Source organism: Paenibacillus rhizolycopersici (assembly GCF_014947195.2).
Lineage (GTDB): Bacteria > Bacillota > Bacilli > Paenibacillales > Paenibacillaceae > Fontibacillus > Fontibacillus rhizolycopersici.
Genome location: NZ_JADCNN020000013.1, coordinates 1 through 12127, shown reverse-complemented (window position 1 = coordinate 12127; position 12127 = coordinate 1). Strand labels below are relative to the sequence as shown.

The window sequence follows — 12127 nt, the reverse complement described above, 5'->3', positions numbered from 1 at the left end:
CTTGATGACACCCATAGTTTGCAACACAAAAAAGGTCCCCGATAGCAACATAGGCTAAAGAGGACCTTCGATCATTTGTTCGATGGCTTGCATCTTTAACACCTCCCTATCTCCCGTAGGTACAGCAGTGCCGTTGAAATAGGCAGGTCTCCTGGCTTCGGCATCATCGCCGGATGCGGCCTTCCCGGTGACTTGATCACCAGTGGCATTCGATGCATCCGACTCCTCCGTTACAGTGGCGGGACCGCGCCGGCATTGCACCGGACTTCCCTTTTAAGCTCCGGCCAAGCAAGGCCGGAACACCTATTTCCGCGATATTCGGTTGGAATATACCTCCCATCTTACTTGATGTCCCAGGCGAATACAATACCAAACACATCGGAATTTAAATATTTATGACAACATTTTCGACAACTTTCAAGTGATTAATATCACAATTCGACTCCCAAACCCATCGTACGATGAAACTAATCAAACAAGAATGCCATGGGCTTACACATAAACGACAGAAAGAGGAATGACTCATGAAATCTCGGAACATTCTGAAGTGGTCCTTACTAGGTTTGTCCGGTCTGGTCATGATCGCAGCCGCCTGGTTTGCGTTCCCTTCAGAGGAGCCTCCAGTCCGTGAAGCAGCTCCTCATGAGGAAGCGCCGCATATCAATCATCCGCCAGTCGAGCCGGTCGTCCATCGCGAGGGGAATACCGTACACATCGAGATGACCGCTCAACGAACCGACATTGAGATCTCGGAAGGCGTCACCTATAATGCCTGGACGTTTAACGGCACGGCACCTGGCCCGGTATTGCGCGTAAAGCAAGGCGATCAACTGGAATTTACGCTCAACAATTTAGACCCTGATATGCCGCATTCGATGGATTTTCACGCCGTCCATGCCGCTCCCAGCCAGAAGTTCGTCGAGGTGATGCCCGACGAGCAAGGAACGTTTACCTATCCTGCCGATACACCCGGCGTGTTCATGTACCATTGCGGAGTAAGTCCAGTGCTGCTTCACGTAGCCAACGGAATGTATGGGATGATCATCGTCGAACCGAAGGACGGTTACCCTACGGATGCGGATATCGATCAGGAATATACGATCGTCCAAAGCGAATGGTACGCGGAGAACGATATGGATGCTTTCCAACAAGGCGATCCGGAATATGTCGTATTTAACGGCGATGACCACACGCTAAAAGAACATCCCTTCCTCGCCAAGATTGGCGATAAGGTTCGGCTTTACGTTGTGAATGTGGGCCCCAACCATGTATCTTCCTTCCATGTGGTCGGCACCACCTTTGATCACGTCTATCTGGATGGTAACCCAAAGAACGAGCTGTACGGCATGCAAACCGTGTTGCTTCCGGCGGGTGGAGGTGCAGTTGTCGAGTTTACCGTCACAGAAGAAGGCGATTATCCGATTTTAACCCATCAACTGAACGACGCTTATTTGGGGGCTACCGCTATCCTGCGGGTGACTCGAGATGGCAAGGATAATGGAGCACCGGCGATGAGCCATTAAGAAACGATAACCCGATTGCAATCTGATGAAAGAGGTGAAGCTCAATGGAACGACAAGATGCCAAAATCGTTGAATTGGACGTCCGGGAGCAGCTCAAGAGTAAAATGGAGCCGTTCCAGATGATCATGGACACCGTAAAAACGCTGGGGAAAGACGATATCTTCGTATTGCACGCCACCTTCAAACCCACGCCATTGCTTGGCTTTCTGAAGATGAAGGGGCTCGTCGGCCAATCGGTCATGCACGACAAGGAACATTGGATAACAACGTTTGTCCATAAGAAAAATAAATCCTGGTTGGAGACCGTCGATGAGGCTAAGGTAGCCTCAAAGGCGCAGAACGCGTCGGTCGAACGCTCCTCCAACCTCATTGAACTTGACAACCGCGGACTCGAACCTCCGCAGCCGATGGTGCGAACGCTAGCCGCCTTGGATCGCTGCAAACCGGGCGACGAGGTGCACATTCATAATGATCGGGTACCGGTATTTTTGATCGAAGAATTAAACAGCTTGGGCTGTACCTACACGGTAGAAGAACAACCGGACGGAACCGCTAAAGTCCAAATCCGCAAACCTTAAGGAGGTGAACCTGATGCCGGCCATGTCCCGCTTGCCCTTTCTATTTATCGTTACGGGGATCTTCGGATTCGTCCTGTTTCACGCCACTTCTTTCATGTCTCTCACGGGCTGGCTCGGTGATGACATTCGAGGCCCGGCCGGCTGGTTCCAGGTCCATCTGTTCGTACTGGGATGGGCGACCATGCTGGCCATGGGGGCTGTCTATCAATTGATTAATGTGATCCTGCAGTCCAACTTATACAGCGAGCGTCTTGGGTATATTCATTACGCGCTGTTTTCCGTAGGGCTGTTCGGACTGCTGTTTGGCTTCATTCAAGGCGATACGTATTGGATCGGCGGTTTTGCGACCGTTGCGTTCTCGGGCATCGTCCTGTTCGTCTGGAACATGGCCGCTACGCTGCGGCGAGCCGGAACGTGGAACGCGATCACGATCAGTACGGCTTGCGCGGTCCTGTATCTGCTGCTCACGGGTTTATCCGGTATGGCGATGGGGATTAACTTCGCTACCGGTCTTTATAACAACTTGCACGAAAATCTGTTTGGCACTCACATCTGGCTGGGCACTTTGGGCTGGTTCGGGCTTTTGATTACCGGATTCAGCTATAAGTTATTACCGATGTTTTATTTGTCCCATGATTATCCGACCCGCCTAGAGTACGTCGTCCTAGGTTTCTGGAACGCGGGCGTCTTGCTGGGAGCGACCTCTTTCCTGTTCGGATTGCCGACAGGCTACAAAGTCGCTGCGCTGCTGTTAATCGTCTTGGCCGTATTAAGCTTTAACGTCCATCTGCTGCAAATTCGCAGCAAACGGCATAAGCGCAGCCCCGGTGCAGGCATTGAGTGGACGGTAACGGGGAGCCAAATCTTTGCGATTTTTGCCGTAGTGTTTGCAATACGGGCGCTCGTATCCCCCGATCACTTGCTGGACAGCCGTACCGTGCTCACGGTCGGTTGGGTTTATCTCGGTTGCTGGGTTTCGTTCACCGTACTTGGATACATGTCCAAGATCGTGCCGTTCCTGTGGTGGACCCACAAATACGGTAAACAAGCCGGCCGCCCGGGAACGCCGCTGTTGGCCGATCTGCTTGATGAGCGGAAAGCGAATCTGGGCTTGACCTTGATCCTATGCGCCAATTTAACGGTTCTCGTCGGCCTGGTCCTCGGGTCGCAGGTTGTCATCGCCGCCGGTGGTGCCGTGCTGTCGATGGTTTCGGTGGCGTACATCGCATTGATTGCGCTGGTTTTTGCTCATTAATGACAATATAAACGGAGGTACTATCCATGAGTAGAATTGATCAAATCCGCGAAAGTCTACGTGAAGTTTATGATCCCGAGCTGGGAGTCAATATCGTTGATCTTGGGCTGGTTTACGATATTCGGGAAGAAGAAGGCCAAGTATACATCCAAATGACCTTAACAACGCCAGGTTGCCCGATGCATGATACGATCGTCGGCGGGGTTCGCTGGGTGCTCAGCGATCAGCTCGGAATCCAGAATCCGGAGGTCGATATCGTGTGGGAACCGCGCTGGTCACCGGAACACATGTCGGAGGCGGCGAAGGAGCAGTTGGGGTACTTTTGAGGACGGACTAAGCTCATGTCCTTATCCTATAATCAAAAAAAGCTGGCGGCCTCATCTTGTGATGAGCCGTCAGCTTATTATTTTACAATCAAGGTACCTTTCATTTCCTTATGATTCTTACCGCAGGAGATGTTGCAGGAATACTCGAAGGTCCCGGCTTGATCCGCCGTGAAGGTCATCGTCTTGCCACCCCGAACTTCCTTGTTGTATCCTTTGATTTTTAGCGAATGCATCCCCTGTGTATTTTCCAGCGTAATCCGCACGGTATCGCCCTGCTTGACCTTGATTTCGGTTGTGTCGTATCCCGATGGGCTGGCATGGACGGTAAACGACTTCACCGGTCCTTTCGCTTCCGTCGCCGGCTCCGAACCGCCGATGTAGCGCCCCGGGGCGTCGGTGCACGCCGATAGCAGAAGCATTCCGCCTAGCAAGCAAACCGCAGCCTTCAGACGATGGTTCAACCGCTTCTCCCCCTTCTTTAACTAGGAACTAATCCTAGTTTAGAACGGATAGCAATCACACCTTGTGATTTCCATCACAACAACCTCGCCTGGCATATCCGTACAGAATATCAGCTTCGACGATCGATCCATCCCTGCTCCAGAGCATATCGCGTCAATTGAACCCGATTCTCCAAATGCAGCTTCTGCAGGATGTTTTTCAGATGGTTTTTGACGGTCTGGTCCGAAATGTGCAGGACCCCAGCGATCTCCCGATTGGTCATGCCTTGGGCTACCCAACCGAGGATTTCCCGTTCGCGGGATGTTAACGGAGGTTGTTCGCCGCTTTCCTTCTTGGTCACCGGAAACTCCTGCAAAATACGCAAGGCCAGCTCACTGGACAAAGGCGCTTCATCGCTGGCTATAGCTCTTAAATACTCCAGCCACGTCCCGGGCTCCAGATTTTTGAGCAGATACCCCTGAGCCCCCTGCTTCAGCGCTTCAAACAGATGAGCGGCGTCATCCGACACCGTGATCAGGACGATCTTCACGTAAGGGTAGCGCAGCTTGATCTCACGGGTTGCCTCTAAACCGTCTTTTCCAGGCATACGGATATCCATTAGGATCAAATCAGGCATCCAACGCTCCGTTTGGGCCATCGCCTCATCTCCATTTTCCGCATAAGCCACAATTTCGAACGTTTCATCCTCGGCCAAGATCTCCCCAATGGCTTCACGCGCATGAGGGTGATCGTCAACGACCAGTACCCGGACCTTCATCACAACCGTCTCCTCCTCGTATTTCGATCGTTGTTCTTCCCGTCTGGGAAGCGACAAGCAGTTCCCAGCCCATCTCGTTCGCCCGCTCCCGCATGATTCGCAGACCGTATCGCCTTAGATTCACAGCGTCTTCCGGTGCGAAACCACATCCATGATCGATGATTTTCATGACGAAGTCGCGGTTATCTCCCCATGATGTGATCTCAATGTCTTGCACACCCGCATGCTTCGCTGCATTGACGACCGCTTCTCGCACGCAGGATAACAACTCCATCTTCGCTTTCGGCAGCCAATTGGTTTCCTCTAGGTGCCAATCCAAACGCAAAGTGAGCTGCTGTTCGGCGGCGATCCGGCGGATCAGTGCCGACATCGAGGTTTCATCCGTCTCGCCTTCCTTCACATTCGGCGGAATTCGAAGGTCAGAAATGGCTTCGCGCACATAACGATTCACTTCATGAATCGTTTTACGCAGTTCATTCCAGTCGTAAGCTCCGTTTGACGCCGGTTGCCGACGTTCAGCCCGGTCCACTTTCACAGACAGCAAAAACAACGATTGCGCGATACCGTCATGAAGCTCCCGAGCCAGCTGCTCCCGCTGTTCCAACCGAGCCTTTAGCGCCCTTTCCCGCTGCAGCTCCTCCTGCATGCGTTCCAGGTAAGCAAACCAGCGGTACAACAAGGTAATACTCACCGCGAATAATAGGATCGGTGTTAACACATTGCCCAGCTCCATTGACACATAAGGCATGAGAAACTGGTGACGTACCACCTCCCATACCCCAACAACCAACGTCGGAACGATCAAAATCAGCCATTTCGTGAATTTGTAAGACATCAAATAATCCCCTTTAGCCCGTCTTCCATCGACTTAACTTTACATAAGTCGAGGTCCGGCTGACAAGGTTTAGACAGAATTTTGAATCCTTTCGCTCGTTTGAGCCGTAAAATAAAAAAGCAAGGCGGAAGTGCAATTCCGCCCTGCTTTGCATAACGTGCGTTGCCTTACAGCAATTTTTTGATGTCATCCTTGATCGCTTCGGATTGTGGTCCGAACACGACTTGGACTGCGCCTTTGCCGAGTCTCATGACACCCGATGCACCCAGCTGTTTCAAAGCGGCATCGTTGACCTGTTTATCGTCCTTGACGACGAGGCGAAGGCGGGTAATGCACGCATCCACGGACTCGATGTTGTCCGATCCGCCTATGTTAGCCAGGATTTTGGCCGAACGGTTGTCGCTACTTGCCTTCCCCGTTCCGGCAAGGGCTTCCTCGACCACTTCGGCAATGTCTTCCGCGTCTTCACGACCTGGCGTTTTCAAATTAAACTTGACGATCATAAAGCGGAAGATCACATAGTATACGACCGCCGTAGCAAGACCAATCGGAATGAGCAACAGCGGTTTGGTTGAGATTTGATAGTTGATCGCATAATCGATGAAACCGGCGGAGAAGCCGAAGCCCAGTTTCATGCCGACCGCGTAAGTAACATAAGCCGCGATCCCCGACAGGACAGCGTGAACAGCATAAAGCAGTGGAGCAACGAACATAAAGGCAAACTCTAACGGCTCCGTGATCCCTGTCAGGAAGGAAGCTAATGCGGCCCCCAAGAAAATGGAGCTAACCATTTTGCGTCTTTCCGGTTTCGCCGTATGAATAATCGCAAAGGCAGCGGCCGGAAGACCAAACATCATGATCGGGAAGAAGCCGGTCATGAACATGCCTGCTGTTTTGTCACCTGCGAAGAAACGATGCAGGTCGCCATGAACCACTTGACCGGCTGCATCAGTAAAGTCGCCGATTTGGAACCATACGATCGAGTTGATGATATGGTGCAGACCAAACGGAATCAACAAGCGGTTAGCGACGATATGGATAGCCGAACCGATACCACCCAAGCTGGTAACCCAGTCGCCAAAGATATCCAGAGCGTTTTGAACAGGGCCCCAAATCAAGCCGAAAATCAACCCGACAACAACCATCGTTATCGCGGTAACCATTGGAACAAAACGTTTGCCCCCGAAGAACCCTAACCAATCCGGCAGCTTGATATTATGGTACCGTTTGTAAAGATAGGCCGAAATGCAACCTACGATAATCCCGCCAAGAACGCCCATGTCCAATTTCGTATCGGCGGATTGCATGAGTCCTGGGAAAATGCCGGGTACTCTACCAAGCACGTTCAGCAAAATCAGATGACCGATAACTGCGGACAAAGCGGCCACCGCGTCTCCGGCCAAACCGATCGCTACGCCGACAGCAAAAATGAGCGGAAGATTGTCGAAGATCGTTCCCCCGCCTGCTGCCAGGAACGGAGCGATATACGTGTTGAGAAATCCCCCTACCCCATCCCCCATGTGAAAATCCTTGATGTAGTCGATGCTGCCGAACCTGAGCAGAATCGCCGCCGCAGGCAGTGTTGCAACCGGCAGCATCAATGACTTACCGATTTTCTGGAGAAAAGCTAGCATGCACAAACCATCCTTTCCTTACTACCTAAATTTTATTGTAAAACCGCCTTCAAAATGACGTTTCCGCCTGCCGTCACAGGACCGGTGAGGGTTTCCACGCTGTTCGTCACTTCTCCGGCGTTTGTTACTATAATTGGGGAAATCAATGGATACCCCGCCTCACGAATGCTCGCGAGATCGAATTCGATCAGCAGCTGACCCGCTTTCACTTTGTCTCCCACGGCGACATGGGCGGTAAAGCCCTCGCCTTTGAGGGACACCGTATTAATGCCGAGATGGAACAGAAACTGCAAGCCAGACGGATGCTCCATCATCACGGCATGGCTGCTCTTGATCACATGAATGATTTTGCCGTCAAACGGCGCCACCAGTCGCCCTTCGCTGGGCTCGACTGCCAATCCCGGCCCCATATGACCCCCGGCAAAAGCCTCGTCTGGCACTTGCGTGAGGGCAACGGCCTCTCCCGTTAGCGGCGATAAGATCTCTATTACTGGATTCTCGGTGTTTTTCTTTCTCCATTTGGAAAACAAGTGACTCTCCTCCTATCTGACTTCCTATATTCTGGCAACTTTGCGGGAACTCTATGCCTGTTCCCGAAGTACCAGGAGAAACGGGCGCAAAAAAATAAGAGCCAAGAAAAGAAGCCTATATAAAGTAGGACTGCTTTCCTTGGCTCATGCCCATTCTAGATCAACGGTAACACGCCAAAAGTCATTTGGTTTTCGGTTATGTGACTATAATAATTCAAGCTCTTCTTAGCGTCAATAGAAAAATTGAAAGCGTTCACGCAATGTCAGATATTCGAAATTTTAACTATCAAAACTCTCCCTTTCTCGTTCTGCTCAAGGCTTCATTGTGCCTGGAACAAAGCCGGCACCTTATCCGGCTCCCAACCCGGCAGCGAAGTGTGGGCTTGAATCACTTTATAGGTTACACCGTTATACGTCACGAGTTGATTGACGGTGTACGCGGTATAAGGCGCCCACGTCGCCGGACCCGTACCTGTCGGATCCGTCGTTGCGGTCACTGGGCTGCTCGCAGCCGAGCTGTTGCCGGCCGCGTCTTTCGCCTTAACGGTAAATGTATAGGAAGTCGAAGGCGCGAGGCCTGTGAGGGTAGCCGTCGTCCCAGACACCGTCGTGGCCAATTGATTGCCGTTATACACCTCATATCCGGTCACACCGACGTTATCAGACGAAGCCCCCCAGCTCAGGCTCACGCTGGACGAAGTTTTGGCTGTCACCGTAACGTTGCCCGGCGTGGTTGGTGCCGTCGTATCACCCGGGTTCGTTCCTGGTTCCGTCGTTACCGAGAGCGGTGTGCTGGCCGGTGAGACATTGCCCGCCGCATCCCGTGCAACGACCGTAAAGCTATATGCCGTAGCAGGCGCTAGGCCGCTGATCGTTGCCGTCGTCCCCGATACGCTGGCGGCTTGCGTTCCGTTCTGGTAGACATTGTACCCAACAACGCCCACGTTATCAGTTGACGGCTGCCAGGTTAACGTCACGGAGCTGGACGTTTTGGAGGTTGCCGTAACAGAAGTCGGGGCAGACGGAGCTATCGTATCCACCGGAGGGGTCACTCCTCCGCCCAAGTCGTTTCTGAGTTTGGTTTGCAGCGTTTTGTTACGGTCACCGCTCAGTTCCCAGAACATCGCGCCGGCGAGGCCGCGATTCTTGATGTAGTCGGTTTTAAAGCCGATCGACTGCGAATCGTCGTAGGAGATGAAACGCCGGTTGGACGGATTATATAGGTAAGGCACCTTGGCCGTATCGTTCCAATACCGGGTATACCCGTTTTTGTTGATATAGTTCGCTTCCAAATCGTAGAAATCAAACGAGCCGGCTTCCCAAGTTCCGACGGATGAAGCCCCGCTGGCGCTTTGGTATTGTCCGTTGCCCGCGTTGTTCACCCCGTCCCAACCACGACCGTAGAACGGAATGCCCAGCACCAATTTACTCGCAGGCACACCTGCGTTCAAGTGACCTTGTACCGCCGTGTCGGCATTAAATACCGAAGCGCTTGGCACGCCTGCGTTGCCTGCCGCCGGATCGTTGTACAACGGTGCATTGTGAGCTGTAATCTGTTGCCAGCCGCCGTTGAAATCATAGGTCATAATATTGATCCAATCGACGATGGAGGCGATATTGCCTAGCTCCGTATTGCTGACGAAGGAAGGGGAAGCCCCGGAAGCGATCGTCAGCAAATATCTCTTGCCATCGGCAGCCCCGGCCGCATCCAGCTTGTTCCGGATTTCCCGCAGCAGCTTCGTATAGTTTTGCTTATCCTCCGAGCGATAACTATTGCCAGGCAACCCGCCGGATACCGGGTATTCCCAGTCCAAATCGATGCCGTCAAAATTGAACTTGCGCAGGAAGTCGACGGCGGAATTGGCGAACGTCTCGCGCGTCACCTGGCTGGCGGCCACATCGCTGAAGCGGTTCGACCAGGTCCACCCGCCCACCGAGATGATCGTCTTCAGGTGTGGATTCGCCTGCTTCAGCTTGTTCAGCTGATGGATATTCCCGGCGATAGGCTGATCCCAGGTGTCGCCGGGAAATTGCTTACCGGCATCGATCCAGGGATCACCTAGCACGATCGTGCCATTAGGCACGTTGATGGTTTGTCCTTTCTCGTCTTGAGTCGGCCAGGTTACCGGATTCGGCCCGGCGGGGTCGGGATTGCCATGGCGGCCGTCCCAAGCGATGTCTGCGAAAGCATAATTGATATGGGTGATCTTGGAGGCATCGATATCAAAGACATTAAAATTGCGGGTATAAGCGCCCCAAGATGGATAATAGGCAACGATTTTGTAGGGGTCGGCCGCCTGAGCGGCCTTCGGCTGGAGCAGGCCGCCTGGGAGCAGCAGTGATAAGGCGAGACAGGTCATGGTAAACAACTTCCACTTCTTGGCGAAACTTCGGGTTCTCATTAAATGCATCACTAAAATCCCTCTCTTTCAATCGAAGTTGGAATGGAATAAAGCTAGCAACACCCTTCCTCTTGATTTACCCATTGAATTACGCCTGCCGCAGCCAATCACCTCCTGCCAATCAAAAACACATTTCCTACCCGTAAGCCTCCAAAACTTGTCCCGGCGCCATTAGGAAATCTCTGAAGCGCTTACAAATCTATTAAATCATAATAGAATTGGTGTTTAAAGGATATATTTCTATTATTTGATTGCATTCGTGCATCACATAACGCAAAAAAAAACACGGCGATCCGAGAAGATCGCCGCGTTTACGGTGTGTGATTACACACGGTTAGGTCAATGTATTCGATTTTTCATATATATTATGTCGCGAAACGTAGAAGTTGCGGATTCTCTTCGATATTTCATATAGAAAACCAGCTTTCCTCACTTTCCCCCATGTATTTGTATGAAAAATCATATCTATTCCGCTGAATCGGCTGATTTGAGCAAAATGTACTCGATTTTTCGCATACAAATCAAATCATATTTCAAAGCCAGCGGTTCACATCCACTCTAGCTTAACGTTGTCCGTCTGGACGAACCTTTCGGGTCGCAGTCGCTTGGAGCGGGTCATCCGGCCAGTAGTGCTTAGGGTAACGGCCCTTCAGATCTTTTTTTACTTCGAAGTACGTGTTTTGCCAAAAACTTCGCAGATCCGTGGTCACCTGAACCGGTCGGCTAGCCGGTGATAACAAGTGCAGCGTAATGGGAACCCGCCCGAACCCGATCCGCGGAGTCTCCATCATGCCGAATACTTCCTGTAGACGTACAGCGGCATAAGGAGCCTGAGGCCCATCGTAATGAATCTGAATTTTGGAACCGCTAGGGACATGTAAATGTGTCGGCGCTTCCGCGTTCAGCTCTTGTTGCTGAGACCAGCTTAACAGATTCTCCAGAATGTTGTATAGAGACAGCGCCTGCAGGTCCGCCCGCTTGCGGACGCCAGACAAATACGGCGCTAGCCACGTCTCGGCGGTTGTTCCCAACGCCTCGTCGGAGACGTCCGGCCACTCGTTGTTAAGGCGATACAAGAACATAAGGCGCTCCTGCAGCTTCCGAGCCTTCTCCGTCCACGGCAGAATGGCGACGCCTTTGGCGGCGACCGCATCGAGCAATGCCCCCGTGATCTGATCGGGGCTAGGTGCTGGGTCTGGCTGCTCCCTTAGTACGATCGCGCCGAATGTCCGACGGATCCGAGCACGTACCGTACCGGAGACGTCATCCCATTCTGCGCTTCGCTCCTCGGCGATTTCCGCCGCGTGATGGCGGTAGAGGTCCTCTTCTTCCAGCGGTGCTGCGAGCAAGATCCGGCCTTCCGCCCCCTCATCGTCGACCTCGGCGATCGCTAGGAATATCGAAGAACCCAATGAGTCTTTGATGAGCAGTTGAGCGCCTCGCCCGTTACGCAGCAAATACCGCCCGTCGGGGCGACGGCTAGCGATCCGATCCGGATAAGCGAAGGAAACAAGCAAGCCGCAGCAGCGGTCAAGGTCCGTTTTAGCGGATGATCCGGCCGTGTGGATGGCCGGAGTAAGGTTTGCTCGATCCGCCGCGGAAGCCATGGACGCGGCGTTATCGGTGTGAAGGCCGGAGGTCTCGGTGGCGAAGGCCTCTTCTTCGCCGTCCGGCGGCTCGAAATCAGGGTCGTCCGCGATCTCCGGGACGACCGCTCCGCCGAGCTCGGCGGACGTCCCAGGCGAGCCGGACGGTGTATTGGCGTCCGGCTCCGCGAACGCGAGCCGCTCCAGCTCGGCGAGCCGCTGCTCCCACTGGCGGGCGA

11 protein-coding genes and 1 riboswitch are annotated in these 12127 nt (G+C 52.8%); of the genes, 4 read left to right on the top strand and 7 right to left on the bottom strand.

All coding sequences use genetic code 11. The features are described from left to right. Positions 1–124: 124 nt before the first annotated feature. Positions 125–322: riboswitch (cobalamin riboswitch) on the bottom strand. Positions 323–524: 202 nt separating this feature from the next. From IM700_RS14645 to IM700_RS14630, 4 genes are read left to right on the top strand one after another with little or no spacing between them, the layout of a single operon-like run. Next, entirely contained in the window at positions 525–1523 is a 999-nt protein-coding gene (locus tag IM700_RS14645; RefSeq protein WP_193415291.1) for a multicopper oxidase domain-containing protein, read from the top strand. Positions 1524–1567: 44 nt separating this feature from the next. Then, complete coding sequence (locus IM700_RS14640; protein WP_193415290.1) at positions 1568–2101, top strand: DUF2249 domain-containing protein; 534 nt, start codon at positions 1568–1570, stop codon at positions 2099–2101. A gap of 13 nt (positions 2102–2114) precedes the next feature. After that, positions 2115–3356, top strand: coding sequence for a heme-copper oxidase family protein (locus IM700_RS14635; RefSeq protein ID WP_193415289.1), 1242 nt, complete (start codon positions 2115–2117; stop codon positions 3354–3356). Between the two features lie 26 nt (positions 3357–3382). Next, on the top strand, positions 3383–3682 hold the full coding sequence (locus tag IM700_RS14630) for a metal-sulfur cluster assembly factor (protein ID WP_193415288.1): 300 nt from the start codon (positions 3383–3385) through the stop codon (positions 3680–3682). 77 nt (positions 3683–3759) lie between these two features. Here the strand turns inward: IM700_RS14630 and IM700_RS14625 are convergent, their stop codons facing one another. The 7 genes from IM700_RS14625 to IM700_RS14595 all read right to left on the bottom strand — a co-directional run. Then, positions 3760–4143, bottom strand: a complete 384-nt coding sequence (locus IM700_RS14625) for a cupredoxin domain-containing protein (protein ID WP_193415287.1) — start codon at positions 4141–4143, stop codon at positions 3760–3762. 110 nt (positions 4144–4253) lie between these two features. Continuing rightward, on the bottom strand, positions 4254–4901 hold the full coding sequence (locus tag IM700_RS14620) for a response regulator (protein WP_193415398.1): 648 nt from the start codon (positions 4899–4901) through the stop codon (positions 4254–4256). Beyond that, on the bottom strand, positions 4876–5736 hold the full coding sequence (locus IM700_RS14615; protein WP_193415286.1) for a sensor histidine kinase: 861 nt from the start codon (positions 5734–5736) through the stop codon (positions 4876–4878). The genes IM700_RS14620 and IM700_RS14615 overlap by 26 nt, the downstream gene beginning before the upstream one ends. A gap of 167 nt (positions 5737–5903) precedes the next feature. Then, a complete protein-coding gene (gene nagE / locus IM700_RS14610; protein WP_193415285.1) occupies positions 5904–7370 on the bottom strand; it encodes an N-acetylglucosamine-specific PTS transporter subunit IIBC in 1467 nt (488 codons plus the stop codon). 32 nt (positions 7371–7402) lie between these two features. Beyond that, on the bottom strand, positions 7403–7900 hold the full coding sequence (locus tag IM700_RS14605; RefSeq protein ID WP_193415284.1) for a PTS sugar transporter subunit IIA: 498 nt from the start codon (positions 7898–7900) through the stop codon (positions 7403–7405). A 320-nt stretch (positions 7901–8220) separates the two neighbouring features. Further along, a complete protein-coding gene (locus tag IM700_RS14600; RefSeq protein WP_193415283.1) occupies positions 8221–10311 on the bottom strand; it encodes a glycosyl hydrolase family 18 protein in 2091 nt (696 codons plus the stop codon). 554 nt (positions 10312–10865) lie between these two features. Next, the coding region (locus IM700_RS14595; protein ID WP_272491457.1) for an ATP-dependent helicase C-terminal domain-containing protein at positions 10866–12127 on the bottom strand (1262 nt) is incomplete at its 5' end.

What these genes read in the sequence shown, in the direction of transcription:
- IM700_RS14645 (WP_193415291.1), top strand. Translation starts at nt 525, where the DNA reads ATGAAATCTCGGAACATTCTGAAGTGGTCCTTACTAGGTTTGTCCGGT.
- IM700_RS14640 (WP_193415290.1), top strand. Translation starts at nt 1,568, where the DNA reads ATGGAACGACAAGATGCCAAAATCGTTGAATTGGACGTCCGGGAGCAG.
- IM700_RS14635 (WP_193415289.1), top strand. Translation starts at nt 2,115, where the DNA reads ATGCCGGCCATGTCCCGCTTGCCCTTTCTATTTATCGTTACGGGGATC.
- IM700_RS14630 (WP_193415288.1), top strand. Translation starts at nt 3,383, where the DNA reads ATGAGTAGAATTGATCAAATCCGCGAAAGTCTACGTGAAGTTTATGAT.
- IM700_RS14620 (WP_193415398.1), bottom strand. Translation starts at nt 4,901, where the DNA reads ATGAAGGTCCGGGTACTGGTCGTTGACGATCACCCTCATGCGCGTGAA.
- IM700_RS14615 (WP_193415286.1), bottom strand. Translation starts at nt 5,736, where the DNA reads ATGTCTTACAAATTCACGAAATGGCTGATTTTGATCGTTCCGACGTTG.
- nagE (WP_193415285.1), bottom strand. Translation starts at nt 7,370, where the DNA reads ATGCTAGCTTTTCTCCAGAAAATCGGTAAGTCATTGATGCTGCCGGTT.
- IM700_RS14600 (WP_193415283.1), bottom strand. Translation starts at nt 10,311, where the DNA reads ATGCATTTAATGAGAACCCGAAGTTTCGCCAAGAAGTGGAAGTTGTTT.